The sequence below is a fragment of the Streptomyces sp. CA-181903 genome, from assembly GCF_050937075.1.
GTDB lineage: Bacteria > Actinomycetota > Actinomycetes > Streptomycetales > Streptomycetaceae > Streptomyces.
This window is the reverse complement of sequence record NZ_JBNJLY010000001.1, coordinates 5,541,403-5,568,304: the sequence shown is the minus strand read 5'-3', so window position 1 is coordinate 5,568,304 and position 26,902 is coordinate 5,541,403. Positions and strand designations below refer to the sequence as shown.

24 protein-coding genes and 1 pseudogene are annotated in these 26,902 nt (G+C 70.4%); 3 read left to right on the top strand and 22 right to left on the bottom strand.

The window, feature by feature from the left end; translation table 11 throughout:
• Positions 1–33: 33 nt before the first annotated feature.
• Both ACQEVS_RS24960 and dapA read right to left on the bottom strand, forming a co-directional pair.
• Positions 34–1,719 (bottom strand): ribonuclease J, encoded by a 1,686-nt coding sequence (locus tag ACQEVS_RS24960; RefSeq protein ID WP_433023716.1) that lies wholly within the window; start codon positions 1,717–1,719, stop codon positions 34–36.
• 168 nt (positions 1,720–1,887) lie between these two features.
• A complete protein-coding gene (gene dapA, locus ACQEVS_RS24955; protein ID WP_433023714.1) occupies positions 1,888–2,787 on the bottom strand; it encodes a 4-hydroxy-tetrahydrodipicolinate synthase in 900 nt (299 codons plus the stop codon).
• A gap of 381 nt (positions 2,788–3,168) precedes the next feature.
• Here dapA and ACQEVS_RS24950 point away from each other — a divergent pair, with 381 nt between their 5' ends.
• Positions 3,169–3,405: a hypothetical protein gene (locus tag ACQEVS_RS24950; protein ID WP_433023712.1), complete on the top strand. Its 237-nt coding sequence runs from the start codon at positions 3,169–3,171 to the stop codon at positions 3,403–3,405.
• 67 nt (positions 3,406–3,472) lie between these two features.
• On the opposite strand, the gene ACQEVS_RS24945 is transcribed toward ACQEVS_RS24950, so the two are convergent.
• From ACQEVS_RS24945 to eccD, 6 genes are all read right to left on the bottom strand, one after another.
• The gene (locus ACQEVS_RS24945) at positions 3,473–3,931 is read right to left on the bottom strand and encodes a hypothetical protein (protein ID WP_351509957.1); all 459 of its coding nucleotides are present in this window, start codon (positions 3,929–3,931) and stop codon (positions 3,473–3,475) included.
• A 6-nt stretch (positions 3,932–3,937) separates the two neighbouring features.
• Positions 3,938–4,690: a 4-hydroxy-tetrahydrodipicolinate reductase gene (gene dapB / locus ACQEVS_RS24940; protein WP_433023710.1), complete on the bottom strand. Its 753-nt coding sequence runs from the start codon at positions 4,688–4,690 to the stop codon at positions 3,938–3,940.
• 26 nt (positions 4,691–4,716) lie between these two features.
• A complete protein-coding gene (locus tag ACQEVS_RS24935; protein WP_433023708.1) occupies positions 4,717–6,096 on the bottom strand; it encodes a M16 family metallopeptidase in 1,380 nt (459 codons plus the stop codon).
• A complete protein-coding gene (locus tag ACQEVS_RS24930) occupies positions 6,093–8,318 on the bottom strand; it encodes a polyribonucleotide nucleotidyltransferase (RefSeq protein ID WP_433023706.1) in 2,226 nt (741 codons plus the stop codon). Before ACQEVS_RS24930 ends, ACQEVS_RS24935 begins: the two co-directional genes overlap by 4 nt.
• A 293-nt stretch (positions 8,319–8,611) precedes the next feature.
• Positions 8,612–8,899: a 30S ribosomal protein S15 gene (gene rpsO / locus ACQEVS_RS24925; protein WP_185945964.1), complete on the bottom strand. Its 288-nt coding sequence runs from the start codon at positions 8,897–8,899 to the stop codon at positions 8,612–8,614.
• A gap of 180 nt (positions 8,900–9,079) precedes the next feature.
• The gene (gene eccD, locus ACQEVS_RS24920) at positions 9,080–10,558 is read right to left on the bottom strand and encodes a type VII secretion integral membrane protein EccD (RefSeq protein ID WP_433023704.1); all 1,479 of its coding nucleotides are present in this window, start codon (positions 10,556–10,558) and stop codon (positions 9,080–9,082) included.
• Between the two features lie 204 nt (positions 10,559–10,762).
• Here eccD and eccCa point away from each other — a divergent pair.
• Positions 10,763–14,718, top strand: a pseudogene (gene eccCa, locus ACQEVS_RS24915) (type VII secretion protein EccCa).
• 66 nt (positions 14,719–14,784) lie between these two features.
• On the opposite strand, the gene ACQEVS_RS24910 reads toward eccCa, so the two are convergent.
• From ACQEVS_RS24910 to ACQEVS_RS24880, 7 genes are read right to left on the bottom strand one after another with little or no spacing between them, the layout of a single operon-like run.
• Entirely contained in the window at positions 14,785–15,306 is a 522-nt protein-coding gene (locus ACQEVS_RS24910) for an SUKH-3 domain-containing protein (protein WP_433023702.1), read from the bottom strand.
• 3 nt (positions 15,307–15,309) lie between these two features.
• On the bottom strand, positions 15,310–16,293 hold the full coding sequence (locus ACQEVS_RS24905; protein ID WP_433023700.1) for an SUKH-3 domain-containing protein: 984 nt from the start codon (positions 16,291–16,293) through the stop codon (positions 15,310–15,312).
• Positions 16,290–16,397 (bottom strand): YwqJ-related putative deaminase, encoded by a 108-nt coding sequence (locus tag ACQEVS_RS24900; RefSeq protein WP_433023698.1) that lies wholly within the window; start codon positions 16,395–16,397, stop codon positions 16,290–16,292. Before ACQEVS_RS24900 ends, ACQEVS_RS24905 begins: the two co-directional genes overlap by 4 nt.
• A gap of 5 nt (positions 16,398–16,402) precedes the next feature.
• Entirely contained in the window at positions 16,403–16,618 is a 216-nt protein-coding gene (locus tag ACQEVS_RS24895; RefSeq protein WP_433023696.1) for a YwqJ-related putative deaminase, read from the bottom strand.
• Positions 16,619–16,673: 55 nt separating this feature from the next.
• The gene (locus tag ACQEVS_RS24890) at positions 16,674–17,159 is read right to left on the bottom strand and encodes an SUKH-3 domain-containing protein (RefSeq protein ID WP_433023694.1); all 486 of its coding nucleotides are present in this window, start codon (positions 17,157–17,159) and stop codon (positions 16,674–16,676) included.
• 31 nt (positions 17,160–17,190) lie between these two features.
• Positions 17,191–17,637: a YwqJ-related putative deaminase gene (locus tag ACQEVS_RS24885; protein WP_433023692.1), complete on the bottom strand. Its 447-nt coding sequence runs from the start codon at positions 17,635–17,637 to the stop codon at positions 17,191–17,193.
• A complete protein-coding gene (locus ACQEVS_RS24880; RefSeq protein ID WP_433023690.1) occupies positions 17,634–18,950 on the bottom strand; it encodes a hypothetical protein in 1,317 nt (438 codons plus the stop codon). Before ACQEVS_RS24880 ends, ACQEVS_RS24885 begins: the two co-directional genes overlap by 4 nt.
• Before the next feature lie 271 nt (positions 18,951–19,221).
• Between ACQEVS_RS24880 and ACQEVS_RS24875 the strand changes: the two genes are divergently transcribed.
• Positions 19,222–19,452, top strand: coding sequence for a DUF397 domain-containing protein (locus tag ACQEVS_RS24875; RefSeq protein WP_433023689.1), 231 nt, complete (start codon positions 19,222–19,224; stop codon positions 19,450–19,452).
• A gap of 90 nt (positions 19,453–19,542) precedes the next feature.
• Here ACQEVS_RS24875 and ACQEVS_RS24870 read toward each other — a convergent pair whose 3' ends face one another.
• From ACQEVS_RS24870 to eccB, 7 genes are all read right to left on the bottom strand, one after another.
• The gene (locus ACQEVS_RS24870) at positions 19,543–20,949 is read right to left on the bottom strand and encodes a S8 family serine peptidase (RefSeq protein ID WP_433023688.1); all 1,407 of its coding nucleotides are present in this window, start codon (positions 20,947–20,949) and stop codon (positions 19,543–19,545) included.
• 415 nt (positions 20,950–21,364) lie between these two features.
• On the bottom strand, positions 21,365–22,492 hold the full coding sequence (locus ACQEVS_RS24865) for a hypothetical protein (protein ID WP_433023687.1): 1,128 nt from the start codon (positions 22,490–22,492) through the stop codon (positions 21,365–21,367).
• Positions 22,493–22,509: 17 nt separating this feature from the next.
• Positions 22,510–22,944, bottom strand: a complete 435-nt coding sequence (locus ACQEVS_RS24860; protein WP_433023686.1) for a hypothetical protein — start codon at positions 22,942–22,944, stop codon at positions 22,510–22,512.
• Positions 22,945–23,127: 183 nt separating this feature from the next.
• Complete coding sequence (locus tag ACQEVS_RS24855; protein WP_433023685.1) at positions 23,128–23,409, bottom strand: WXG100 family type VII secretion target; 282 nt, start codon at positions 23,407–23,409, stop codon at positions 23,128–23,130.
• Positions 23,410–23,453: 44 nt separating this feature from the next.
• Positions 23,454–23,807 (bottom strand): WXG100 family type VII secretion target, encoded by a 354-nt coding sequence (locus ACQEVS_RS24850; RefSeq protein ID WP_433023684.1) that lies wholly within the window; start codon positions 23,805–23,807, stop codon positions 23,454–23,456.
• Positions 23,808–24,030: 223 nt separating this feature from the next.
• A complete protein-coding gene (gene mycP / locus ACQEVS_RS24845) occupies positions 24,031–25,281 on the bottom strand; it encodes a type VII secretion-associated serine protease mycosin (protein ID WP_433023683.1) in 1,251 nt (416 codons plus the stop codon).
• Positions 25,282–25,294: 13 nt separating this feature from the next.
• Positions 25,295–26,836 carry a type VII secretion protein EccB gene (eccB, locus tag ACQEVS_RS24840; protein WP_433023682.1) on the bottom strand — a complete coding sequence of 514 codons (1,542 nt, stop codon included), beginning with the start codon at positions 26,834–26,836 and terminating at the stop codon, positions 25,295–25,297.
• Positions 26,837–26,902: the final 66 nt, after the last annotated feature.

Below are 26,902 nucleotides of genomic sequence, written 5' to 3'. Positions count from 1 at the left end.
CGTGCGGCTGACGAGGCGTCAACCGGAGGTGCGTCAGACCTCGATGACCACGGGCAGGATCATCGGGCGCCGGCGGTACTGGTCGGAGACCCAGCGGCCCACCGCGCGGCGGATCAGCTGCTGGAGCTGGTGCGGCTCGGCGATGCCGTCCGCGGCCGCCTTGGCGATCGACTCCTCGATCTTGGGCACCACGGCGTTGAACGACGCGTCGTCGATGCCGGAGCCGCGGGCCTGGATCTGCGGGCCGCTGACGACCTTGCCGGTCGTGGAGTCGACGACCACGAAGACGGAGATGATGCCCTCGTCGCCCAGGATGCGGCGGTCCTTCAGGGAGGACTCCGTCACGTCGCCGACCGAGAGGCCGTCCACGTACACGTATCCGGCCTGGACCTTGCCGACGATCTTCGCGGCGCCGTCGACCAGGTCGACGACCACGCCGTCCTCGGCGATGACGATGTGGTTCTTCGGCACACCGGTGAGCGCGCCCAGCTCGGCGTTGGCGCGCAGGTGGCGCCATTCACCGTGCACCGGCATCAGGTTGCGCGGCTTGCAGATGTTGTAGAAGTACAGCAGCTCGCCCGCGGAGGCGTGACCGGAGACGTGGACCTTGGCGTTGCCCTTGTGAACGACGTTGGCGCCCCAGCGGGTCAGGCCGTTGATCACGCGGTAGACCGCGTTCTCGTTGCCCGGGATGAGGGACGACGCCAGGATGACGGTGTCGCCCTGGACGATCCGGATCTGGTGGTCGCGGTTGGCCATCCGGGACAGCGCGGCCATCGGCTCGCCCTGGGAGCCGGTGCAGACCAGCACGACCTGCTCGTCCGGCAGGTCGTCCAGTGCCTTGACGTCGACGACCAGGCCGGCCGGGACACGGAGGTAGCCCAGGTCACGGGCGATGCCCATGTTGCGGACCATCGAGCGGCCCACGAAGGCCACCCGGCGGCCGTACTCGTGCGCGGCGTCCAGGATCTGCTGGATGCGGTGCACATGGCTGGCGAAGCTGGCGACGATGATGCGCTTCTGCGCGCCGGCGAAGACCGTCCGCAGCACGTTGGAGATGTCGCGCTCGGGCGGGACGAAGCCGGGGACCTCGGCGTTGGTGGAGTCCACCAGCAGCAGGTCGATGCCCTCCTCGCCGAGCCGCGCGAACGCGGGCAGGTCGGTGAGGCGGCGGTCCAGCGGGAGCTGGTCCATCTTGAAGTCGCCGGTGTGCACCACCATGCCGGCGGGGGTGCGGATGGCGACCGCCAGGGCGTCCGGGATGGAGTGGTTGACCGCCACGAACTCCAGGTCGAACGGGCCGATGGCCTCGCGGTGGCCTTCGACGACCTCCAGGGTGTACGGACGGATCCGGTGCTCCTGGAGCTTCGCCTCGATCAGCGCGAGGGTCAGCTTCGAGCCGATCAGCGGGATGTCCGGCTTCTCGCGGAGCAGGTAGGGGACGCCGCCGATGTGGTCCTCGTGGCCGTGCGTGAGCACGATGCCCTCGATGTCGTCCAGGCGGTCCCGGATGGACGTGAAGTCCGGCAGGATCAGATCGACTCCGGGCTGCTCCTCCTCGGGGAAAAGCACTCCGCAGTCGACGATCAGCAGACGGCCGCCGTACTCGAAGACCGTCATGTTGCGGCCGATCTCGCCGAGACCGCCGAGCGGCGTGACGCGCAGGCCGCCCTCGGGGAGCTTCGGCGGGGGACCGAGTTCAGGGTGCGGGTGACTCAAAAGACTCTCCTCACCACGCACGCCACATGTCCCGGGGACACATGGCGCGCGTGACATTCGTGCACTTGCAGTTATGGGTTACCGGTGTTCGGTTGTCGACCTTGTTCAGTTGTGAAGTCCGCGGGCGGCCCGTCGCGCGGTGGCGCGGACGGTGGCGCGCCCTCTCTTCTAGAGCTGTACCCCGCCGGCGGCCAGATCGCGCTTGAGCTGTTCGGTCTGCTCTGGGCCGAGCTCGACCAGCGGCAGCCGCAGCGGTCCGGCCGGCAGGCCCTGGAGGGCCAGTGCCCGCTTGGTGGTGATCACACCCTGGGCCCGGAAGACGCCGGTGAAGACCGGCAGCAGCCGCTGGTGGATCGCCGTCGCCTTGGTGACGTCACCGGCGAGGTGGGCCTCCAGCAGGGCACGCAGCTCGGGGGCGACGAAGTGGCCGACCACCGAGACGAAGCCGACCGCGCCGACGGACAGCAGCGGCAGGTTCAGCATGTCGTCGCCGGAGTACCAGGCCAGTCCGCTGCGGCTGAGGGCCCAGCTCGCCGCGCCCAGGTCGCCCTTGGCGTCCTTGTTGGCGACGATGCGGGGGTGCTCGGCGAGCCGGACCATCGTCTCGGTCTCGATCGCGGTGCCGCTGCGGCCCGGGATGTCGTAGAGCATCACCGGGAGGCCGGTGGCGTCCGCGACCGTGGTGAAGTGCCGGTACAGGCCCTCCTGGGGGGGCTTGTTGTAGTACGGGGTGACGGCCAGCAGGCCGTGGGCGCCCGCCCGCTCGGCGGCGCGGGCCAGCTCGACGCTGTGCCGGGTGTCGTTGGTGCCGGCTCCGGCCACGATGTGCGCCCGGTCGCCGACGGCCTCCACAACCGCCCGTACGAGCTGCGCTTTCTCCGCGTCGCTGGTGGTGGGCGACTCGCCGGTGGTGCCGTTGACGACGAGGCCGTCGTTGCCGGCGTCGACCAGGTGGGCGGCGAGCCGCTGCGCGCCGTCGAGGTCGAGAGCGCCGTCGGAGGTGAAGGGGGTGACCATCGCGGTCAGGACCCGTCCGAAGGGCGTCTGCGGTGTGGAGATCGGAGCCATGGGGGCCACGCTACTCGTTGCTCACCGTGAGGTACTCCCTCGGGGAGTGTGCAATGGATCCCGGCACTGCCTGCTCGGGGGTTCAAACAGTGCCGGGTCCGTTTATTCAGCCTAAATGAAGAGGTCGAAAGCCCGCAATACGGACAACCCGCCACCGGGGCTCATCGGGGCGCCCGTCCCTCGGCCGGGCTCCCGCGCTGCGGAGCGGCACACCCCTTCCGGGTCGGCGGCGGCCCGGGACCGACGGCACCGACCGCGTCCGCCCGCCAGATGTCCGGCGGTTGAGATTTTTCACAGACGTCCCAGAAATCGGGCACCAAATCGGGCGTTCGAGCGTCTTTACGGGTGACAGTCACCTCAAGGTTCCTAGGAGAGCCCAGCATGTTTGGCCGGCGAGAGCCCGTACCGTTCGCCTTCGTCGCCGAAGCCGAGCGGTATCGCAGCAACGTCACGCCGCCTCCTCAGCGCGCCAGCCGCTCGCAGATCGTCGGGCGGGTGCTGATGGGGCTGACGGTCACCGCCGGGCTGGCCGGAGCGCTTCTGTTCGGCATGCCCGCGATGGACACCAGCCCGCAGAACACCCACCACTCGCAGAGCACTCAGGCGTCCAACCGCTGAGGGCGGTTCACCCGAAAAGGGCCCGGTCGACAAGGCGACCGGGCCCTTTTCCGTACCCCTGGGGGTTTCAGTGCGCCGCGCGCACCGGCTTCCCGTCGTGCAGCGCGATGGCCCGCTGCATGGCCTTGCGGGCCCGCGGGGTGTCCCGCGCGTCGTGGTAGGCCACGGCGAGCCGGAACCAGCTGCGCCAGTCGTCCGGGGCGGCCTCCGTCTCGGCCCTGCGGCGGGCGAAGACGGCGTCCGCCGAGTCCCGGTCCACCCGGCCGCTGGGGGTCCGCTCCAGCTCGTCGACGGGCAGTCCGCCCTCGGCCTCCAGTTCGCGCGCCAGCCGGTTGGCGTCCCGCGCGAACTTGGTGGTCTGGTAGAGGAACCAGGCGCCGATGAACGGCAGGATCAGGACGGCGATGCCGAAGGCGACCGTGATCGCCGTGCCCTGCTCGATGAGCATCACGCCGCGGCTGCCGACCAGGACGAAGTAGACGACCAGGACGGCGGCCAGCCCGAAGTAGACGATCTTCGCGCGCATCGTCGATCAGCCCAGATCCAGGAAGTGTTCGAGGCCGAAGGTCAGCCCCGGGTTCTGCGGCACGCGGCGGGCGCCCAGCAGGATGCCCGGCATGAAGCAGCTGTGGTGCAGCGAGTCGTGCCGGATGGTGAGCGTCTCGCCGATGTCGCCGAGCAGCACCTCCTGATGGGCCAGCAGGCCGCGCAGCCGGACGGAGTGCACGGGCACCCCGTCGACGTCGGCGCCGCGCGCGCCGTCCAGCGCCGTGGTGGTGGCGTCGGGCTGCGGCGGGCAGCCGGCCTCGCGCCGTGCGGCGGCGATCAGCTGCGCGGTGCGGGTGGCGGTGCCGGAGGGCGCGTCCGCCTTGTTCGGGTGGTGCAGTTCGACGACCTCGACCGACTCGAAGAACCGGGCGGCCTGCCGGGCGAACGCCATGGTCAGCACGGCGCCGATGGAGAAGTTGGGCGCGATGAGCACGCCGGTCGACGGGGAGTCGTCGAGCAGGGAGCGGAGCCGCGCGAGGCGGTCCTCCGTCCAGCCGGTGGTGCCGACGACGGCGTGGATGCCGTTGCGGACGCAGAACTCCAGGTTGTCCATGACGGAGTCGGGGTGCGTCAGCTCGACCGCGACCTGGGCCCCGGCGGCCGTCATGGCCTCCAGGTCGTCGCCCCGGCCCAGCGCGGCCACCAGTTCCATGTCGTCGGCGGCCTCGACGGCCCGGACGGCCTCGGAGCCGATGCGGCCCTTGGCGCCGATGACCGCCACGCGCAGCTTGCTCATCGTTCCTGCTTCCTTCGACGGTGACACTAGGAGACGGCCTCGTGCAGGCGGGCGGCCTGCTTGTCCTTCAGCGGGCCGATCACGGACAGCGAGGGGCGCTGCCCCAGGACGTCCCGGGCCACCGCGCGGACCTCGTCCGGGGTGACGGCCGAGATGCGGGCCAGCATGTCGTCGACAGACATCTGCTCGCCCCAGCACAGTTCACTCTTGCCGATGCGGTTCATCAGCGCGCCGGTGTCCTCCAGCCCGAGGACCGTGGAGCCGGCGAGCTGGCCGATCGCGCGGCCGATCTCCTCGTCGGACAGGCCCTCGGAGGCGACCTGGTCGAGCTGGTCGCGGCAGATCCGCAGCACGTCGTGGACCTGGCTGGGCCGGCAGCCGGCGTAGACGCCGAAGAGGCCGCAGTCGGCGAACCCGGAGGTGTACGAGTAGACCGAGTAGGCGAGGCCGCGCTTCTCCCGGACCTCCTGGAAGAGGCGGGAGCTCATGCCGCCGCCGAGCGCCGTGTTGAGCACGCCGAGCGCCCAGCGGCGCTCGTCGGTGCGGGCCAGGCCGGGCATGCCGAGGACGACGTGCGCCTGCTCGGTTCTGCGGCCTAGCAGCTCCACGCGTCCCGCGGTGCGGATGGTGCGGGAGCCGGAGCGCGGCGCGACGGGCACGGCGTCCGTACGGGACAGCGCGCCGGCCCGGTCGAACGCGGCGCGGACCTGGCGGACGACCTTGGCGTGGTCGACGTTGCCCGCGGCGGCGACGACGAGGCGGGTGGGGTCGTAGTGCTTCTTGTAGAAGCGCGCGACCTGGTCGCGGCCCAGCGCGTTGATGGTGTCGACGGTGCCCAGCACCGGGCGGCCGAGGGGGGTGTCGCCCAGCATGGTGTGCGCGAACAGGTCGTGCACGCAGTCGCCGGGGTCGTCCTCGGTCATGGCGATCTCTTCGAGGATCACCCCGCGCTCGGCGTCCACGTCCGCCGGGTCGATCAGCGAGCCGGTGAGCATGTCGCAGACGACGTCGATGGCCAGCGGCAGGTCGGTGTCGAGGACACGCGCGTAGTAGCACGTGTACTCCTTGGCCGTGAAGGCGTTCATCTCGCCGCCGACCGCGTCGATCGCGGCCGAGATGTCGAGCGCGCTGCGCTTGGCCGTGCCCTTGAAGAGCAGGTGCTCCAGGTAGTGGGTGGCACCGTTGAGCGTCGGGGTCTCGTCGCGGGAGCCGACGTTGGCCCAGATGCCGAAGGTGGCGGAGCGGACGGACGGCAGCGTCTCGGTGACGACGCGCAGGCCGCCGGGGAGGGTGGTCCTGCGGACCGTGCCGATGCCGTTCTCGCCCTTGAGAAGCGTTTGGGTACGGGCGACGGCCCGCCCCTCCGAGGAGGTGCGGGCCGTCTTCCGTGTACTACGGGACGTCACTTGGCGGACTCGTCCTTGGTCTCGTCGCCGGTGTCGTCGTTCTCGCCCTCGATCACGGGGATCAGGGAGAGCTTGCCGCGCTGGTCGATCTCGGCGATCTCGACCTGGACCTTGGCGCCGACGCCGAGCACGTCCTCGACGTTCTCCACGCGCTTGCCACCGGCGAGCTTGCGGATCTGCGAGATGTGCAGCAGGCCGTCCTTGCCGGGCATCAGGGAGACGAAGGCACCGAAGGTGGTGGTCTTGACGACCGTGCCCAGGTACCGCTCGCCGACCTCCGGCATGGTCGGGTTGGCGATCGCGTTGATCGTGGCGCGGGCGGCCTCGGCCTGCGAGCCGACCTGGGCACCGATGTAGATGGTGCCGTCGTCCTCGATCGTGATCTCGGCGCCGGTGTCCTCCTGGATCTGGTTGATCATCTTGCCCTTGGGGCCGATGACCTCACCGATCTTGTCCACCGGGATCTTGACGGTGATGATCCGCGGGGCGTTGGGGGACATCTCGTCCGGCGTGTCGATGGCCTCCATCATCACGTCGAGGATGTGCAGACGGGCATCGCGGGCCTGCTTGAGGGCCGCGGCCAGAACGGAGGCCGGGATGCCGTCCAGCTTGGTGTCGAGCTGGAGGGCGGTCACGAACTCCTTGGTGCCGGCGACCTTGAAGTCCATGTCGCCGAAGGCGTCCTCCGCACCGAGGATGTCGGTGAGGGCGACGTAGTGGGTCTTGCCGTCGATCTCCTGGGAGATCAGGCCCATGGCGATGCCGGCGACGGGGGCCTTCAGGGGCACACCGGCGTTCAGCAGCGACATGGTGGAGGCGCAGACCGAGCCCATGGACGTCGAGCCGTTGGAGCCGAGGGCCTCGGACACCTGGCGGATCGCGTAGGGGAACTCCTCGCGGGTCGGCAGGACCGGCACGATCGCGCGCTCGGCGAGCGCGCCGTGGCCGATCTCGCGGCGCTTGGGCGAACCCACGCGGCCGGTCTCACCGACGGAGTACGGCGGGAAGTTGTAGTTGTGCATGTAGCGCTTGCGCGTCACCGGCGAGAGCGTGTCGAGCTGCTGCTCCATGCGGAGCATGTTCAGCGTGGTGACACCCAGGATCTGGGTCTCGCCGCGCTCGAACAGCGCGGAGCCGTGCACCCGCGGGATGGCCTCGACCTCGGCGGCCAGGGTGCGGATGTCCGTGATGCCACGGCCGTCGATCCGCTTCTTCTCCTTGATCACGCGCTCGCGGACCAGCTGCTTGGTCAGCGAGCGGTACGCGGCGGAGATCTCCTTCTCGCGGCCCTCGAACTCCGGCAGGAGCTTCTCGGCGGCGAGCGCCTTGACGCGGTCCAGCTCGGCCTCGCGGTCCTGCTTGCCGGCGATGGTGAGCGCCTGGGCGAGCTCGGGGCGGACGGCGGCGGCGAGCGCCTCGAAGACGTCGTCCTGGTAGTCCAGGAAGACCGGGAACTCGCCGGTGGGCTTGGCGGCCTTGGCGGCCAGGTCGGCCTGGGCCTTGCAGAGCACCTTGATGAAGGGCTTCGCGGCCTCGAGACCGGCGGCGACGACCTCCTCGGTGGGCGCCTCGGCGCCGCCCGCGACCAGCTGGATGGTCTTCTCGGTGGCCTCGGCCTCGACCATCATGATCGCGACGTCGCCGTCCTCCAGGGCGCGGCCCGCGACGACCATGTCGAAGACGGCGTCCTCGAGCTCGGTGTGCGTCGGGAAGGCCACCCACTGGCCGTTGATCAGCGCGACGCGGACGCCGCCGATCGGGCCGGAGAAGGGCAGGCCGGCCAGCTGGGTGGACGCGGAGGCGGCGTTGATCGCCACGACGTCGTACAGGTGGTCGGGGTTGAGCGCCATGATCGTGGCGACGACCTGGATCTCGTTGCGCAGGCCCTTCTTGAAGGAGGGGCGCAGCGGGCGGTCGATCAGGCGGCAGGTGAGGATCGCGTCCTCGGAGGGCCGGCCCTCGCGGCGGAAGAAGCTGCCGGGGATCTTGCCGGCGGCGTACATCCGCTCCTCGACGTCCACCGTGAGCGGGAAGAAGTCGAGCTGGTCCTTGGGCTGCTTGGACGCGGTGGTGGCCGACAGCACCATGGTGTCGTCGTCCAGGTACGCGACGGCGGAGCCGGCGGCCTGCTTGGCCAGGCGGCCCGTCTCGAAGCGGATGGTGCGGGTGCCGAAGGCGCCGTTGTCGATGACGGCCTCGGCGTAGTGGGTCTCGTTCTCCACCAGGGATATCTCCTCGTCGGATCCATGTGCCGTCCGCGCCCGTGTGGCGGGGACGGTGGTGGAGGGGCGCGCTGTGCTCTGTGCGGGCCGGTCTTCGATCGAAGCACCCGGAATTCCCCGTTCCGGGGGCCACTACCGAGGACCGGCGGAGAGTCCGCGCTCCTCCTGACATGCGTCGTGTTCGTTATGCCGTGCGTTGTGCCGTTGTGGGACCAGAGTACAAAGCTTCCGCGTCCCATGAGATACGCGAAGGGAGCGGCCCCCGAAGTGGGAACCGCTCCCTCGTTCACGTCTTACTTGGCGCCGGCGGCACCGCGGCGGATGCCGAGGCGCTCGACCAGGGCGCGGAAGCGCGTGATGTCCTTCTTCGCCAGGTACTGCAGCAGGCGGCGACGCTGGCCGACCAGCAGCAGCAGACCACGGCGGGAGTGGTGGTCGTGCTTGTGCTTCTTGAGGTGCTCGGTCAGGTCCGAGATGCGGCGGGTGAGCATCGCGACCTGGACCTCGGGGGAGCCGGTGTCGCCCTCCTTGGTGGCGAACTCGGACATGATCTGCTTCTTCGTAGCGGCGTCGAGCGACACGCGATACTCCTTCAGAGTCTCGTTTGGCCACCGAGTGCCCCTGGTCTTGGTCTCAGGGGAGCTTCCGTTACTCGGGAGGCGGGGTCCGCTGGGCGCTGTCCCCAGACACCGCGGAGGGCGGTCCGGGGGCGCGTACACATACGGCCGTCACACAGCGTACCAGCAGCCCTGACCGGGGCGTCACCCGCTGGTCATGCTCCGGGCCGCGGAGTACACGTCCAGCACCGCCAGGCACAGGGGCACCAGGGCGAGCAGGAAGGCGCTCTCGGCGAGATCGGAGAGGCGGCCCCAGAACGGGGACAGCCCCTTCTTGGGGACGATCAGCGCGATGCCCACGATCAGCGCCGCCCCGGCGGCGACGGCCGCCGCCAGCCACACGGTGTGCACGTCGAGCGGGCCGCGGTCGCCCTCCATGACCATCTTCCGGACCGCCTCGCCCGGCGGGTTCAGGGACAGCCCGAGCACCAGCAGCCCGAGGCCCGCGAGACCTGCCGTGAGGACGGCCGCGACCTGCGCGGTGTAGCGGAAGAGGCGGGCGCGGAGCAGCATGGCGGCGCCGGTCGCCAGGGCCAGCAGCTGCGCCCATACGTCGTGGGAGAAGCCGAGGACGGCACAGGCGCCGACGACGACGGCCGCGCTGCCGCCGACCAGTCCGAGCAGCATCTCGTGGCCCCGGCGGGCCTGCGCGGCCACGCGGTCCGCGTTGACGGGCTCCACGGGCCCGCCGGCCGGGACGCCCGGCTCGCGGTCGGGGTCGCCCGCGGTCGCCGAGCGCGGCGCGGCGTAACCGATGGGCAGCCGGGCGACGCGGGCGGAGAGCCCGGGGAGGAAGGCGAGGGCGCCGACCGCGACGACGGCGCAGACGGCGGCGGTGTCGGTGGGGCTCGCGCCGGCCAGGATCGCGCAGAAGGTGGCGAGGGTGCCGACCGCGGAGGCGAAGACGGCGGCGACGAAGGGGGCGTCCCCGCTGGGCATGACCGCGGCGAGCACCACGGAGGCGACGAGGACGGTGACGCAGCCGAGCAGGAACTGCAGCCGGCCGACGCCCTCGCCGTCCCGGAGGGCGATCAGGCCGGATCCGGCGATCATCAGGTGCGGGAGGGCGGAGAGGCCCATGGCGACGGCGGAGGGCCGGTCGTCGTAGACGCGGGCGCGGACCCCGGAGAGGGCCGTCAGCAGGATGCCGACCGCGGCGGCGATGATGCCGGGCAGGCTGTGCATGTCGTGCCGCGCGGGGTCGGCGAACCAGAGGACGAAGCCCAGCAGGACCAGCAGCAGCGAGCCGCCCGCCAGGCCGGAGGCGCGCAGCAGCCGCTCGTTCCACAGGGTGCGGTCGCGGGTGACGGCGGCGGCGACCGCGTCGGCGACGTCGTCGTAGACGGCGGGCGGCAGCGACTCGGTGAACGGACGCAGGCGCAGGAGCGCGCCGTCGAGTACGCGCTGCGCGCCGAGCGAACGCGCCGGTTCGAGCGCGGTGCCGTCGGTGCCCACCAGCTGGTAGCCGGGCGGCGTGGTCCCCTCGGTGGTGTGCCCGGTGAGCCGGAGGATCTCCGGGAGGAGATCGGCGACGGCGACGTCGTCGGGGAGGGCGACGTCGATCCGGCTGTCGGGCGCGACGACCGTCACTCGGCTGTAACCGGTCGTTGTGGTCGGACTCACCTTGGAGGGCCCCCTCGTTGCCTGCTGTTCCACCCGCCGGTCCCGCGGTCTGCCGCCGGTGGTCCCGCGTGTTGACGGGCCGACACCATACCGGGGCCCACCGCTGTGTTATGCACGTAGGATCATCGTCGCGCGGAGACAGGCCACCACCAGGGGGGCGCCGGTCGCAACCGCCCAGTCCGCACGCGAGGGATTGATACTCCGGTGAGTCAGATCGTCGTCAAACGTCCGCCCCGGGTGCTGCCGCCCGAGCCCGACGCGGATGAGCTGCAGCTCGAATCCCCTCCCGAACTGCCCCGCGGGCAGCAGGAGGGCATGGCGATGCAGTTGCTGCCCATGCTCGGCATGGGTTCGTCGGTCGTCTTCTTCTTCATGCCCGGCACCCAGCCGTTCATGAAGATCATGGGCGCGATGATGCTGCTGTCGACGGTCGCGATGGCGGTCGCGCAGGCCGTCCGCTACCGCAAGGGCTCGCAGGGGGCGGCCGTCGACGGCCGGCGCGACTACCTCAAGTACCTGGCGCAGACCCGGCGGAAGGTGCGGCGCACGGCGCGGGCGCAGCGGGACGCGCAGTTCTACCTGCACCCCGGCCCCGAGCAGCTGTGGGCGCTGGTCGCCGAGCGCAGCCGGCTGTGGGAACGGCGCGCCTCGGACAAGGACTTCGGGCAGGTGCGGATCGGGCTGGGCCCGCAGCAGCTCTGGACGCCGCTGGTGGCGCCGACGACCGCGCCGGTGGACGAGCTGGAGCCGCTGTCGGCCGGTGCCATGCAGCAGTTCCTGGCGACGCACGGCTCGCTGGACGGGCTGCCGGTGGCGGTGTCGATGCGCGCCTTCTACCACGTGGTCGTCACCGGCGAGGCGGACGCCGTGCGGGGCGCCGCGCGGTCGATGGTGGCGGGCCTGGCCGCCCTGCACTCCCCGACGACCTGGTGATCGCGGTGGTCGCGGAGCGCGAGGCGGCGCCGGAGTGGGACTGGACCAAGTGGCTGCCGCACACCCAGGCGCCCGGCACGGCCGACGGCGCGGGCACCAAGCGGCTGTTCAGCGACCACCTGCCGGAGGTCGAGGAGCTGCTGGGCGAGCGGCTGGAGGGCCGCACCCGGTTCAGCCGGGACGCCCAGCCGCTGCTGGACCAGCCGCACGTCGTGGTGGTGCTGGACGGCGGCGCGGTGCCGCCGGAGTCGCTGCTCGCCTCGCCCGAGGGCCTGCAGGGCGTCACCGTCCTGGAGATCGCCCCGGGCGAGGAGGACGAGCCGCGCGGCGGGCTGTGCGTCACCGTCCGGCCGGGCGCGCTGCGGCTGGAGTCGGCGACCGCCGTCTACCAGGGCGTTCCCGACGACCTGCCGGTGCCGGTCGCGGAGGCGCTGGCCCGGCAGATGGCCCCGCTGTGCCTGGGCGCCGCCGGGGACGACGAGGAACCGCTGCTGGCCAACCTGGAGTTCACCGATCTGCTGGGGCTGGGCGACGCCGCCTCCGTGGACACGGCCACGACGTGGCGGCCGCGGTCCCGGGCCGAGCGGCTGCGGGTGCCGATCGGCGTCGGCGAGGACGGCATGCCCGTCATGCTCGACCTCAAGGAGGCCGCCGAGGACGGCATGGGCCCGCACGGCCTGTGCGTCGGCGCCACCGGCTCCGGCAAGTCCGAGCTGCTGCGGACGCTGGTGCTGGGCCTGGCCGTCACCCACTCGTCCGAGAACCTGAACTTCGTCCTCGCCGACTTCAAGGGCGGCGCGACGTTCTCCGGCATGGCCGAGCTGCCGCACGTCGCGGCCGTCATCACCAACCTCGCCGACGACCTCACCCTCGTCGACCGCATGCGCGACTCCATCACCGGTGAGCTCCAGCGCCGCCAAGAGCTGCTGCGCGCCGCGGGCAACTACGCCAACCTCAACGACTACGAGAAGGCGCGGGCCGCGGGGGCGCCGCTGGAGCCGCTGGCCTCGCTGGTGCTCGTCATCGACGAGTTCAGCGAACTCCTCACCGCCAAACCCGACTTCATCGACATGTTCATCCAGATCGGCCGCATCGGCCGGTCCCTGGGCGTGCACCTGCTGCTGGCCTCGCAGCGGCTGGAGGAGGGCCGGCTGCGCGGTCTGGACACCTACCTGTCCTACCGGATCGGCCTGCGGACCTTCTCCGCCGCCGAGTCCCGTACCGCGCTGGGCGTGCCGGACGCGTACCACCTGCCGTCCGTCCCCGGTTCCGGCTACCTGAAGTTCGGCACCGACGAGATGACGCGGTTCAAGGCCGCCTACGTGTCGGGCACGTACCGCAACGGCGCGGGCGCCCTGACCCGTACCGGCCCGCTGCCCGCCGACCGCCGTCCGGTCCTCTTCACGGCGGCGCCGGTGCCCGTCCGCTACCAGGCGCCGGACCCCGACTTCAGCTACACCGCGACGCGGCCGGACGACGACGCGCTCGCCGACACCGTCCTCGACGTCATCGTCCGCCGGCTGGAGGGCCAGGGCCCGGGCGCCCACCAGGTGTGGCTGCCGCCGCTCAACAAGGCGCCCTCCATGGACCAGCTGCTCCCCCGCCTCACGGCGTCCCCCGAGCGCGGTCTGCACTGCCCGGACCCGCAGACGACCGGCGGCCTGCGGGTCCCGCTCGGCCTGCTGGACAAGCCGTTCGAGCAGCGGCGCGACGTGCTGGTCCGGGACTTCTCCGGCGCGGCCGGCCACATGCTGATCGTCGGCGGTCCGCGCTCCGGCAAGTCCACGCTGCTGCGCACCCTGATCGCCGGGTTCGCGCTCACCCACACCCCGCACGAGGTGCAGTTCTACGGGCTGGACTTCGGCGGCGGCGGGCTGAGCGCCGTCGAGGGGCTGCCGCACGTCGGCGGCGTCGCCTCCCGGCTCGACCCGGAGAAGATCCGCCGGACGGTCGCCGAGGTGACCGGCATCCTCAACCGGCGCGAGGAGTTCTTCCGCGACAACAGCATCGACTCCATCGCCACCTACCGTCGGCTGCGCGCCTCCGGCCGGCTGCCCGACGAGCCGTGGGGCGACGTCTTCCTCGTCGTCGACGGCTGGCAGTCGTTCAAGACGGACTACGAGGCGCTGGAGCCGTACATCGCCGACATCACCACGCGCGGTCTCGGTCTCGGCGTGCACCTCGTCGTCACCGTCTCCCGCTACATGGAGATGCGGGCCGCGCTCAAGGACCAGTTCCTGAGCCGGCTGGAGCTGCGGCTCGGCGACCCGCTCGACTCCGAACTCGACCGGAAGGTCGCGGTGAACGTCCCGGTGGGCGTCCCCGGCCGCGGTATCACCGCCGAGAAGCTGCACTTCCTGGCCGGTCTGCCGCGTATCGACGGCGGCTCGGGCGGCGGCGACGACCTCTCGGACGCCACCGCCGACTTCGTCAAGACGGCCGTGGACGCCTGGCCCGGCCCGCACGCGCCGCAGGTCCGGATGCTGCCGCGGATGCTGTCCGCCCGCGAACTGCCCGACGGGCACGCGCAGCCGGGCCGCGGCGTGGCCATCGGCCTCGACGAGATGAACCTCGCGCCCGTCTTCGTCAACTTCGACACCGACCCGTTCTTCGCGGTCTACGGCGAGAGCGAGTCCGGGAAGACGGCGCTGCTGCGGCTGCTGATCAAGCAGCTCACCGAGCGGTACACGCCCGAGGAGGCGCTGTTCCTCGTCGCCGACTACCGGCGCAGCCTGCTCGAGTGCGTGCCGGAGTCCTACCTCGTGGGCTACGCCACCACCCAGAACGCCTTCGACGAGTACCTCACCGACATGAACACCCTGATCGGCAGCCGCATCCCGGGCACGGACGTGACCCCGCAGCAGCTCCGGGACCGGAGCTGGTGGAAGGGCCCGCGGGCGTTCATCATCGTCGACGACTACGACCTGGTCGCCACTTCGTCGGGAAATCCCATGGCGCAGCTCGTCGACAACCTGCCCTACGCGCGCGACGCCGGCGTCAACATCATCATCGCCCGCAGCAGCGCGGGCGCGGGCCGCTCCGCGTACGAGCAGTTCATCCAGCGCTTCAAGGAACTCGGCGCCCAGGGCGTCCTGCTGTCCGGCAACTCGAGCGAGGGCGAACTCCTCGGCAACATCAAGCCGCGCCCGCTGCCGCCGGGGCGGGGGTTGTTCGTGTCACGGCGGGGCGGGGCTTCGCTGGTGCAGACGGGGTGGGTGACGGAGTAGGAGTGGCGGCGGCGGAGTGGGAGCGGCGACCGGATCCGGTCGTGCCACGAGCCGCCGGGCCGGGGGTCAGGGGCCCGGGCCGGCGGGCGTGGGGGCTCCGGGCGTCGAGCTCCAGGCGTCGACGAGTGTGTGGCGGCGGCGGTTGGTGAACGCTTCCCGGGCTCCGGTGCCGAGGTAGGAGATGCCGGAGGGGTGGAGGAGGAAGAAGCGGTCGGTCTCGTCCACGAGGTGGACCGACCCTTCGTACGTCTCGTAGGCCACGGGGAAGAGGCGCTGCCCGAGGTGCGCCGCGAGTTCCGCGACGTCCTCGGCGATCTCGACGTGTCCGCCGTCCGGTTCGGTGACGAGGCGCACCCGGCCCGAGAGGGGCAGGCACAGGCCGCCGTACGTACGGAGGAACGTCACCGCTGTATGGGTGGGGGTCAGTTCCTCGCCCTGGTCATGGAAGTCGCGGACGCGTCTGGCGATGTGCTGCGCGAGGGTGCCCCCGGTGTCGCGGCCGGGGTACCAGCCGTGGGCCGTGAGCCACGCTGTGGTGTCGTCGGACGACGGGCCGTGGGGCGCGGTGTGGTGGTCCTGTCCCGGCACACGTCAGCCCTGGGGCGTACCCGACGCGACGGTGGCGGCCGGTGTGCCGGCAGGGGCGTGCACGCGCTGGCTCGCGTAGCCGGTCAGTTCGTCGAGGGCGCCGGTGAGGCCGTCGCCCTTCTCCAGGGCGGTGCGGGCCTGTGCCGTCAGCCGTACGCCGATGCCCTCGGCGCCCTGCCGGCCGGCGGAGACCGTGCAGGTCACGCCGGGGTGCGGGCGTCTGCCCGAGGTGCCGGGGAGGAGCTCGACGCACTTCTCGGCCGCGCCGAGCGGGATCTCGCCGACGGCCTCGCGGACGTTCGCGAGCAGCGTTTCCGCGCTGTGGTCGAGCGAGCCCGGCGCCAGGCGGAAGACCTCCTCCAGCCGGACGGGTCCGTGCCCGCGCAGGCCGACGACGCGGAAGCGGACGGCCCGGGTCGCGAGGAGGCCGTGCCGGTGCAGCACGTAGACGAGCACCATGCCCGTCTTGACCAGGTCGGCCACCACGTCCTCTTCCGGCAGGCGGCCGAGCCGCCAGCCCTGGTCGACGGCGGCGATCCGGCGGGGGGCGCGGCCCTCGGCGAGGGCCGCCAAGCCGTCCTCCACGGAGTCCCCGAGAACCCACCAGCCGCCGGTGTCGGCGACGAACAGCCGCCCCTCCTCGTCCACGAACAGCGGCGTCTCCGTGTCCGTGACCCCCAGCGGGAACAACCGCGCGCCGATCTCCCGGCCGAAGTCGGCCGCGGCGCGGACTGTGAAGCGGGCCCGCGCCGGATCGACGACGCAGCCACGCGCCGCCACCTCGGCCCCGGGGCCGGCCGGCCGCACGGTCAGGCCGTGGAACGAGCGCAGCGCGTTCTCCGCCGCCGGGAAGGGCTCCCAGGAGGCGGTGCCGTCCGGCGAGACGGTGCTGACCGCCGTCAGCATGCCGTGCAGGGCGTTGTATCCGGCGTCGCGGTCGGGGGTCCAACCCGCCGCGAGCAGTGCTTCGCGACCTCTTCCGCTCATGGGCGACTGATCCCGACGCCCAGGCGGTCGAGGAGGGCGGTGCAGGAGCGGCACGGCACGGTGGTCTCCCCGTGCTCCGGGTCGCCCTCCTCACGGATCTTCACCGACATCACCATCGCCCCGGCGAAATGCGCGGCCCCTCGTCGAGGGTGGTGTGCCCGCCGTCGCTCCGTCCCTCGTCCAGTCCCCAGAACTGGTCGGAGACGAGGGCGGATTCGGCGCAGTAACCGATGTAGGGCTCGCGGAGCTCGGGGGGAAGCGTGTCGAAGAAGTGCCGCACGGCCGGGTGGAGATCGGGGGTGCCCGGGCCGGACAGGTTGGTCATGCTGAAGATCTTGCCTTGCACGAGCAGGCTGGCGGCTGTGCCGGGTGCGGTCCGGTCAGCTGTCACTGGGCATCTCCGTGAGGTCGAAGTGGTCACCCATGAAGAGACAGGCGAATGCCTCGTACCTGTTCTTGCCCAGGTAGTAGTCACCGCTCCAGTGGGTGAGGTAGAACCGGCCCAGCGGGTCGATGAGCGCGAGGGCGAACTCGGACCTGTCGAAGGCCACCGGGAAGAGCGGCTGTTCCGCCCACTCGGAAAGTTCGGAAACGGACTCGGCGGAGTCCTCGTCGAAGTACCGGACGGTAAAGGAGATGCCCTTTTCGGCGTTCGGCTCATCCGGGTGCGGAACCTCCAGGAAGGCGAACTCGCGGATGAATTCGACGGCGGCGGGGAAGGGCGTCACCTCGTAGCCATTGGCGGTGAGAGCCGCAGCGATCTCGTCGGCCAGGGCCGCCGCCTCCGGTCCCGCGTCACGCCCGGGCGTCCAGCCCGCGGCCCGCAGCCGGGCGTCGACCTCTTCGGGCGTGATCCTGAACTCCATCGGGTTTCCTTCTCCTTTCGCTCCGGTCATCCTACTTGTGGACCCGTACGCCGATGGCGGGCAGCACGTGCTTGCAGGAGTCGCAGGGCGGGTAGTGCGCGCCGTGGTCGAGTTGCGTCCCGCTCGTCTGATCCCACGCCTTGACGACGACGCGGGTGTCGATCACGGCACCGTCGAGCGCCTTTTTGACGTCGTCCGCGGTCCGTATCTTCGTACCCGTCGGATCGAGCTGGTGCAGCCGGTCGGAAAGCAGGGCCACTTCGGAGCACCTTCCATGGCCCACGCCGACCTTGTGGCCGTCGTCCTTGACCTTTTGGTAGAGAGCGGCGACCGCCGGATGGGTTTTCGGCGCGTATTTACGCGCGTGCTCGGCCTTTTGCTCGTCGGTGGCGTGCTTTCCGACCTTCGGAGCCTGGAGGCTGCTGTGACTGGTGATGACGCCATTGTGCAGCAGGGCTCCCGCACAGCCTTGCTTCATCCGTGATTTGTCCTGGGGCAGTTCCTGCCCGGGCTCGCCGCGCGCGTCCTTGGCGTCGTCGGCCAGCTGCCGCGCTTCACGCCCCAGCACCTTCTCCTGCTGGGCCAGGTCCAGATGGGACACGTCGAGGGCGTCCCGGCTGTGGTACCGGTTGTCGCCAGCCGTCTTCCCCAGCCCCTTGGGCTGCGGGTCGATGCGCCGGCCTTGGGGTCCTCCTTCACCGGAGCCGCCCCCGTGACCGCCGGAACCGCCCCCGTGGCCATCGGAGCCGCTTCCGCCCTTGCCTCCCCCGAGCCGTTCGCCGGCTTCTGGTCGGGGTGGCGGTTCTTGACGCCGTCCATGGTGTCCTGGACGTGCTTGTCGTGCTTCTTCTGGGCCTTGCCCGCCTCGGAGAGGCCGTCGCCGACGTCGTTCAGGTGCTTCTTGAGCTGCCCGTGCGCGTCGCCGAGGGACTTCATCGCCTTCTCGGTGACCTCTTCGATCGCCTTGGCCAGCGAACCGCGTCCGCGCGTGCGGCCGAAGTGGTGGCGGGAGGCGTGGAGGTGCTTGCCGCCCTTCTCGTCCAGGTGCTTGGAGTGCTCGTGCACCTTGCCGGTGAAGGTGTTGTGCTCGTGCTCGTCGAAGACGAGGTCGCCGCCACCTCCGCCGTCACCGCCGGCACTGGCGAGGACGAGGCCGCCGCCTGCGCCTCCTCCGCCGCCCGCACTGGCGATCTTCAGATTGTCCTTGCCCGCCTGAAGCGTCTGCTTGAGGTTGATGCCGTCCTGCGCGCCGAGCCCGTCGGAGACGACCTGCACGACGAGGTCCGTCGTCATCGAGTCCAGGGCGGCGAAGACCGGCCCCGTCACCACGGACATCACTTCCTGCACGGCGGCCTCGGCCGCCCCCTTCAGGATGCGCTTGACGACCGTCCGCGTGACCGCGACCCCGCCCAACGCGCCGAGCTCCGAGAGCCCCAGGGTGAACGGCGCCGCGGCCTGCGCCGACGCCACTTCCGCCGCCAGAATGCCGAGTTGGACGATGGCCGCACCCTTGGCACCCGCCACGACGACCGCCGCCGAGTCCAGACCACCGGCCAGCAGCCGCCCCGCTTCCGCGAGATTGTGCAGATGCTTGCCGTTGAGCTTGCGGACGTGCCCCTCGATGGCCTCCGTCATCTCGCCGCGGTTGGTGGAGATGAGCCGGTTCAGGGCGACGTTGGAGTCTCCCCGGCCCGCGTCCACGTCGGTCGCGAAGCTGCGGAGCGACTTGGCCATCTCCCGGTAGTCGTCCTCGTCGACGTTCGGCCAGTTGACGCCGATCAGGTCGAACACGAAGGCCAATTTGTCCGGTAGGACGACTCCCATCTCTGTTCCCCCGTCAGAACACTGTCAAGTTCTTCGCTCAAGATCCGAGCTCTCCGACCTTAGGCAAGAATCCGTTCGTCCTCAATTTCGTTGCCCGTGGCGGAGCGCACACCTCCGTCGGCCACCACGGCAGTTGGCGAAAGGCCCGGTGACGCAGGCCTGGTGGCCGGTAGCCTGACCGCGGGCTCGCGGGTGCGGCCCGCGGTGTTCGTCATCCGTGTGGAAAGGAACTCCTCTGATGGCTACCCAGCGTGAGACGGAAGAGCTGTACGCCATGGACATTTCCGGCGTGGAATGGCTCAGCGCTCCGGACACCCCGACCAAGGAGCGGGTCGAGATCGCCTACCTCCCGGGCGGAGCCGTCGCCATGCGCAACTCCGAGGACCCGGACACGGTGCTGCGGTACACGGCGAGCGAGTGGAAGGCGTTCGTCCTGGGAGTGCGGGACGGCGAGTTCGACATCGAGTGACGCGTGACGGCGGTACGGCGTGGCCCCCTGCCGTCTCCTGAGGAGCCGGCAGGGGGCCACGGTCGTCGCGCGCGCCACGCGCGCGTACGGTCAGTTGCCGCCGGGCGGGCGCCCGCTGTTCTGCGGGGGGTGCGGAGGCTGCGGGGGGCGTGCGGGCTGCGGGGGCTGCTGCGGATACGACGGATCCATCGGCGCCGTGCCGCCGTACGGTCCGGCGGCGGCCGACTGCTGCGCCGGCTGCATCTGCTGCGCCTGCTGCTTTCGCATCCTGGCCTTGCGTCGCGCCCGACGTACCATCAACGCCACCAGCACGGCCCCGGGCACGACGACGGCCACGGCGCCGCCGATGAACCAGGGCAGGTTGTCGTCCTTGCCCTTGGACTTGTGCTTCTTGCCGGTCACGCCTGCGGGTTCATGGGTCGCCGGGGCGGTCGGGGGCGCGCTCTTCGCGGACGACTTGTCGGACTTCTCGGCGGCGGCGATCAGCGGGTTGACGTCGGGCGGGCCGGGGTTGCCCTTGTTCTCCAGCACATTCTCACGCGGGCGGATCATGCCGTAGCCGATGTATTCACTGGGCACCTTGCCGTGCGACGGCCTGCCGGCGGTACCCAGGAGAACGCGCAGAACTTGGTTGCCGGTCCACTCGGGGTGCAGGGCCCAGACGAGGGCCGCGCTACCGGAAGCGATGGCGGTGGCTTGGCTGGTGCCTCTGCCACGGCAATATCCCGTCTTCCCGTCACATACCGTAGGGATGTCGACCCCGGGGGCAGTCAGGACCACCTGCTGCCCATGCGTCGAGAACTTCGCCATCCGCAGGTGTGAGTCGACAGCACTGACCGCTACGACGCCTCGTGCCGCCGCTGGATAGGAAACTACATTGGTGTCGCTTCCGTCATTCCCCGAGGCTGCGATGAGGAGCTTCCCCCGTTTGATCGCATAATCCACGGCGCGCTGGATCAACGCCTTACGCTTGTCGTCCGTCGAGACCGCATCAACGCCCACGGACATGTTGATGATCTTGGCGTCGCTGTCAGCCGCGTACCTGATGCCGTTGGCAAGTGCCTCGGGGCCGCCACCCCCTGTGGAGACTTTCACCGTGAGAATGCGGGCGCCGGGCGCGATTCCCTTTACTTGCATGTCATCTTGCGCGTCACCGGCTATAAGCGTCGACATGGCGGTGCCGTGCGACTCGCTGGCTTGGCGGCCGTCCCCAGTCGCATCCGCGGGTACGAAACTCTTCCCCGCCAGCACCTTGCCTCGCAGCTCCGGCTGGGACGGACGCACACCACCGTCCAGAACCGCGACAGTGACACCCTCCCCTGTGGTCTTCTCCCACATACGCTCGGCCTGCATCGTCTTCAGGTACCACTGGCCCTCACGGACGGTGCCGGCATACGCAGAGGGAGCGACGAGACCGCTGACGGCGAGCAGAGAACCCAGGGCGGGCACCAACAACGCAGCTCGGCGGCGAATGGCCCTAGTTGTCGTCTTGTTCACGTGTCCTCTGCTCACCATCCGGCATCACTACGGGTATTACTGGACCACGGGTGGAACGTTCTCCGGCCCGGCCCCGGTCCAGGTTTCCTCGTCCTCTGTCAGGTAGCCGGGACCTTGAGACCGCTTACGTTCCTTCTCCCCCTGACGGTTTGTCATGCCGGCGGCACCGCCACCGCGGACGAGTCCGCTGCCCCCGGTGTGAATTCGCGTCGCGCTCCCTGGGTGCCTGAAGGACCTTCCACTACGCCACCCGGTTGCGACGCGTATCGCTTCGCGGTACCACCGGGTCCGCGAGAAGGAGAGCCCGCGCCCATGGCCCCCGGCGCGCCCATCATTCCACGTCCCGTTTGCTGCGGTTCGCCGCCGATGACCGTCCCGCGCGGAACGCCTCGGCCATTTCCGGCTCCAGGCCCGGTCAGAGGGGTACCGCCGATAACGCCGGTGTCAACCCTTGGCGGAGCCGGCACCTTTCCGATCCCGGGAACACCGATACGGCCGGAAGTACCAGGACTGCGGCCAGGCCCACCCGTGTTGACGGGTGAAGTGCGCTGGGCCCCAGGCCCGCCGGGCCCTTCCGGTCGGCCGCCACCTCGACGGGGTACCCAGGAGTGCTCGGCCCCGTGGGCAGCGGCGGCAACGGTGGCAAGGACTTGGAATGGTCGGCCGGACCCTGCGGTCCCGTGCTGGGCGGGGCCGTAGGGGCGGGGGCAGGAGGGGCGGCCGGTCCACTGTCGATGCGAGTGCCCGTCGTGCCCTGATCGGAACCCGTTCCATCATGTCCACCTGCCGGTACGTGCACCGGACCTGTTCCGGTATCCCCGTGCGCCGGGGGCGGGAGCTGTGCTCCCGATGCGCCCGGGTCCGCGACACGGGTCGCCTGCGCTCCCGCGCCGCCCCCGGCCCCATTCCCGCCGCCGGCACCGGTCGCGCTGCCGTACGGCTGCCCCCCACCCGAACCAGCGGCAGTGGAACCGCCTGACCTACCGTACGGCTGGTCCCACTCATCGCCGATCTCGAGACCGCCGTCCAGGCTGGGCATCGGCCGGAACTCCGGAATCTCCAGCGCCTGGATCGTCTTCTGGGCCGTCACGCATTTGTCAGCCGCCTTCTTGACGGCGCCATCATGGCCCATGAGTGCTTTGCGCTGGTCAGCCACCGCCTTGAGGCGGGCTTTTTCCTTGTCCGCGTCCGCGTAGCACTGTGAGATGTCGCCGGGCGGCGTTTTCATGAGCTCTTCGACGGCAGCCTTGATGTCGCCGCCGGCTTCGACCATTTCCTTGCCCGTCGCCCCGGCGACATGGGCCAACTTGATGATCTGCTTGGCGAAAGCGTCGCCCCACTCGCGGAAGGCGTCGCCTCCGGCGCCCTTCCACTCCGTCCGGCCGACATGCTTCTTCAGCTCGTCGCCGATGCTTTCGATCTCCGGCTTGGCTTGCTCTAGAGCGAGCCCCTTGCCGCTCAGTTCCTCGCCCTTGGCGTGAATGAACGAGTAATAGATGTCCTCGAAGGACATGTCATTCACGCTCTTGGAACGGTCACCCATGATCTTCCTCCCCCGCGTCACGGCGTGGCCTGATCGGAGGATTCCTCTCCTCCGCCCTCACCGGAGTGGTCTCCGGGCTTTCCATTCTTGTTCTGCTCGTCCTGCTGCTTCAGCTTCTGCTGCTGTTCCCAGTTCGCGATGGACCGCTTCTGGATTTCGGCGAGCCGTCGCGCGTGCTCGTGGTCGACGTTCTTGTAGTCGCGGTCCGCCATGCCCACCGCGAGGCTCATGGCCTCCAGCTGGTCCCCCAGCATCCGGGACAGGAGTTCCAGCCGCTGATGGACCCTGTCGTACGCGTCCGACAGGGCCTCCGCCTCCCCGAAGCTGCCGAACGCCTCCTTGCTGACCTTCTGGTTGGCGATGTGCTGATGGGAAGCGGCGGACTTGTCCAGTTTGCCGAGGAGGCGGTCCACACGCTTTTTCAGGCCCTGGAGGTTGTCCTCGTCGCCCACATCCAGATCCGACGGACTGCCACCGCCCCCGCCGTGCTGTGCCGGATCCCCGGATCCCATGAGTCAGCCCCCTGTTGGTGAATGTGTATGCACGATGAAGTCAGTTGGAAACGCCCGTGGGCGCGGTCTGCGGACAACCGGCCGCATCCGCGCCCACGGACGGAGAACGAGTGCGAGGTCGCCTCAGTGGCCGAAGCGGGCCGCCTGGCGCTTGTCGTTGGCCTGGTAGCCGTCGGTGGCTTCCATGAGGAGGCTGGAGATCTTCAGCAGGGTCTGGTGCATGTCGTCCACGTTGCTCTTCCAGCTCTTGTGGCGGGAGTGGAAGGCCTGCTGGGTCTCACCGTCCCACTGGGCGACCTGCGCCTCGACGCGGGCGTCGAGCGACTCCAGCTCGCTCTTGATGTTGTTGGCCGTCGACTTGACCGTGTTCGAGGCCTCGACGACGGTGCCGTACTTGATTTCCATGAATACTGTCCCTCCTGGCGCGATGCGGAAACGGGAAGCGGCAGTCAGCCGTGGAACCTGCCCAGGACGCCGGTGACGCCGCCCGTGCCGGTGGTGCCGCCGTCGCCCACGCCCTTGAAGCTGTTGAGGCGCTCCTGCTCCTCCTGGTCGAAGCCCTGACGGCTCGACTGCATCGCGTCCTTGGTGAAGGCCAGCAGCTCCTTCAGCCGGCGCGTGTCCTCGTTCACACGCTCCTGGAGGGTGTGGTAAGCGGACGCCGCATCGCCCTTCCAGCCGCCCTGCACGGTGGCGACGACACCCTTGAGGCTGTTGATCTTGGCCTCGAGCGTGTCGTGCATCGTCCCCAGATCCTTGACCAGCTGATCCAGGTTTCCTACTTCAAGCCGAAGGTCGGCCATCGTTACACCTACCCCCCATGAATCGGATGTTCTGCGGGAGCCCTTCGCGCGGCTCCCCCTTTGCATCAGACCGAAGTTGTCGGCTGCCACTCTAGCCACTCACACGAGGGCGTCCAACCGGTATGCCTTTGACGTGAGTTCGCGCACTCCCGTCACACGAGTGAGGCGGTCATTGGTCCAGACATCAACCAAGCCGTCACCACGCCATCACTCACTCAGGCCGTCACCCACGCCGTCGCCGATCCCGTAGCGCCACCGCCGTTCCCGCGACCGCCGCGATGAGGACACCCGCCGTTATCAGCGCGTACGTGGCGAGGCGTTCGTCGCGTTCGCGCGGCGTCTCGCCGATGGTGAGCGGGGCGGCTTTCGGTACGGCACGGCCGGCCGAGACGGCGCGGTCCGCCACCGGGGCGTCGATGGGGTGATCGTCCTCCGTCAGCGCACGCACCGGATCCGCGACACCCCAGCCGACGAAGTCGTCACGGCCCTTGACGGCCCTTTCCGCGGTCTGCTCGATCTGGGCGACGACCTGCTGCTGTTTCCAATTCGGGTGTTTCGCGCGGAGAAGCGCCGCGATTCCGGCGACGTACGGTGCCGAGAAACTCGTTCCGCTGTCCACGCATTGGCCGCCCTTCGGCACGGTGGAGACCATTTCGACGCCGGGGGCCGCCACTCCCACGAAATCGCCCGTCTGGGAAAAGGCGGCGCGTTCGTTGTTCCGGTCGGAGGCGGCCACGGCGAGTACGCCCGGATATGCCGCCGGGTACGTTTTCTTCACCTTGCCCTGGAGTCCGTCGTTGCCCGCCGAGGCGACCACGACGATGTCCTCGTTCAGGGCCTCCCGGACGGCCTGGGCGAGGTCCGAGTCGGCGTGCAGCGGTTTCGCGGTGTCCTGCGAGATGTTGATGACGCGGGCGTGCCTGCTGATCGCGTGCCGGATGGCGGTGGCGAGCGTGCGCTCGGTGCCGGTGCCCTTCTCGTCGTTCTGCCGGATGGGCAGGATCGTGGCCTCGGGAGCGAGTCCGACGAAGCCCGTGCCCTCGCGCGGGCGGGCGGCGATGATGCCCGCGACCTTCGTGCCGTGGCCGACCGGGTCGGTGGTGCCGTCGGTGCGGGCGCCCTTCTCCGGCGGGGCGTTCTTGTCCTTGGGCAGCAGGTCCAGGCCGGCGGACCGGTCGACAGCGGAGGTCAGTTGCGGGTTGTCGATGTCGACACCGGTGTCGATGACGGCGACCCGGACGCCCTTGCCCTTGGTGTCCTGCCAGAGCCGGTCGAAGACGACCCGCTGCAGGGCCCATGGCATGCCCGATATCTGCTGCTTCATCGGGAAGGTGCACTCGCCGCTGCCGTTCAGGACCAGGGCCGGGCCCGGGGCCCCGGCGCGCGGCCCGGCCGCACCCGCACCCACACCCACCACCGTCAGCACCGTGGCCATGGCCATGGCGGACGTCACGGCCGTTCTCAGTACCGTCATCGAACGGCCCCCTTCACGAGCTCTGCGGCTGGCCGGCGCTGTTGACGTCCAGCCGGGGCCCCTTGGGCAGGAAGGCGGACCAGTCGTCCGGCACCGGCACCGGCTTGACGTCCTTGTACCCGAGCCGGATCTGCGCCTCGTTGGCCTGCGCCGCCCGCTCCTCCGGCGTCTTCGGCCTGTCGTCGTCGCCGATGCCCGAGCGGCCCGCGCTGCTGTCGTTGTTGGTCTGCACCGCGTACCGCAGTCCGGTGTCGGTCACCAGGAACAGCGAACCGACGCTCGTGGAGGAGCCGTTGATCTGGCGGTAGAGCAGGCCGCTGCCCGGGGTGACGTAGGCGCTGGTCGCGCCGTCCAGGATCTCGGCGGGGTACTTGGCCCCGGCCCAGGTGGTCAGCTGGGGCACGCCCTTGCCGTCCACGCCGTGCATCACGTTGCAGACCGTACGGACACCGGTGCCCGCGTCGTTGACCTGGGTGGGGACGAGCCCCGGCCAGCCGTACTGGCCGTAGAACCAGTCGGGGGACGAGGTGAAGGACTGCGGACCGACCTCCTCCGCCCGCGCGTTCTGGTGCAGCACCACCGCGTCCGGGCTGGTGAGCAGCAGCCGGGCGACGAGGTCGGAGACGGGCGCCACCCGGCCGGGCAGCACCACGTAGTGCTGCATGCCCTTGCCGGCGACGGCGCGGATGACGGTGCCGACCCGGTCGAGCCGCGGATCGAGGCTGCCGACGCCCGCCGGGGCGCCGATCCGGCCGGGGAGCCGGGGGAAGGTGATGGGCGTGCCCTCGTGCAGGGTGGCCAGCCACTCCTTGTCGACCTTCTGCGGGCGGGCGCCCTCGCTGAACAGGGAGCGGCGCAGCACCTCGTCGCGCGGGGACGGGTGGTCGCCGTCGGGCAGGCCGACGAGGTGTTTGGTGCCGCCGGGGTCGACGAGGTAGCGGTCGCCGGTGGGCCCCTCGACGTACAGGGCCTGGCCGTCGCGCAGTTTCCCGCTCCCCGCGACCTTCGCCGCGTCGCGGGCGGCGAGGAGGAAGACGGCCTTCTGTACCGTTTTGCCGCCGCTGCCGGGCTGTTCGCAGACGGCCCAGCTCTTCTCCTTGCCGGCGTCCTCGGGCGCGGGCAGCCGGTCGGGCGCGTAGGGGATGCCGAGGGTGGGGCCGCGCTGGATCTTCCCGTTGTCGAGCTCGCCCTCGTCGACCTTTATCACCGAGGACTTCTCGGGCTTGAGGAGGAGCTTCGCGGAGGAGAAGTTGAGGACCGGGTGCAGCCGCTTGGTGCCGTCGGTCTTGAGGACGACGTACCGGGTGGTCGACTTGCTGCCCACGATGACGTGCGCCCCGGGCTCCGACCAGCCGGCCGGCGCCTTGGGTTTGAAGATGCCCCAGCCGCCGAAGCCCGCCAGGACGAGCGCCCCGACGACGATTCCGGGCAGGATGGCGCGCACCGGGCGCGGCGCCGCCTCGTCCGTTCCCGCCGCCGAGGGCTGCAGGAACGCGGCGACCATGCGCTTGCGCGCGAAGGTGTAGGCGTTGAGCTCGTCCCGCCGTGTTGCCATGTGCCGAAGTACTCCCCCCGTCGCCGGGTTCCGTCGCCGGGTTCCGTCCGGGGCCCGCCGCCGGGC

Bases quoted from the DNA above. Each gene is read 5' to 3' on its own strand.
- ACQEVS_RS24945 (WP_351509957.1), bottom strand. From the start codon at position 3,931: ATGCGCGCGAAGATCGTCTACTTCGGGCTGGCCGCCGTCCTGGTCGTC.
- eccB (WP_433023682.1), bottom strand. From the start codon at position 26,836: ATGGCAACACGGCGGGACGAGCTCAACGCCTACACCTTCGCGCGCAAG.
- ACQEVS_RS24950 (WP_433023712.1), top strand. From the start codon at position 3,169: ATGTTTGGCCGGCGAGAGCCCGTACCGTTCGCCTTCGTCGCCGAAGCC.
- ACQEVS_RS24865 (WP_433023687.1), bottom strand. From the start codon at position 22,492: ATGGGTGACCGTTCCAAGAGCGTGAATGACATGTCCTTCGAGGACATC.
- ACQEVS_RS24875 (WP_433023689.1), top strand. From the start codon at position 19,222: ATGGCTACCCAGCGTGAGACGGAAGAGCTGTACGCCATGGACATTTCC.
- ACQEVS_RS24885 (WP_433023692.1), bottom strand. From the start codon at position 17,637: ATGAAGCAAGGCTGTGCGGGAGCCCTGCTGCACAATGGCGTCATCACC.
- ACQEVS_RS24905 (WP_433023700.1), bottom strand. From the start codon at position 16,293: ATGAGCGGAAGAGGTCGCGAAGCACTGCTCGCGGCGGGTTGGACCCCC.
- dapB (WP_433023710.1), bottom strand. From the start codon at position 4,690: ATGAGCAAGCTGCGCGTGGCGGTCATCGGCGCCAAGGGCCGCATCGGC.
- ACQEVS_RS24855 (WP_433023685.1), bottom strand. From the start codon at position 23,409: ATGGAAATCAAGTACGGCACCGTCGTCGAGGCCTCGAACACGGTCAAG.
- ACQEVS_RS24895 (WP_433023696.1), bottom strand. From the start codon at position 16,618: ATGACCAACCTGTCCGGCCCGGGCACCCCCGATCTCCACCCGGCCGTG.
- ACQEVS_RS24850 (WP_433023684.1), bottom strand. From the start codon at position 23,807: ATGGCCGACCTTCGGCTTGAAGTAGGAAACCTGGATCAGCTGGTCAAG.
- mycP (WP_433023683.1), bottom strand. From the start codon at position 25,281: ATGACGGTACTGAGAACGGCCGTGACGTCCGCCATGGCCATGGCCACG.
- ACQEVS_RS24890 (WP_433023694.1), bottom strand. From the start codon at position 17,159: ATGGAGTTCAGGATCACGCCCGAAGAGGTCGACGCCCGGCTGCGGGCC.
- dapA (WP_433023714.1), bottom strand. From the start codon at position 2,787: ATGGCTCCGATCTCCACACCGCAGACGCCCTTCGGACGGGTCCTGACC.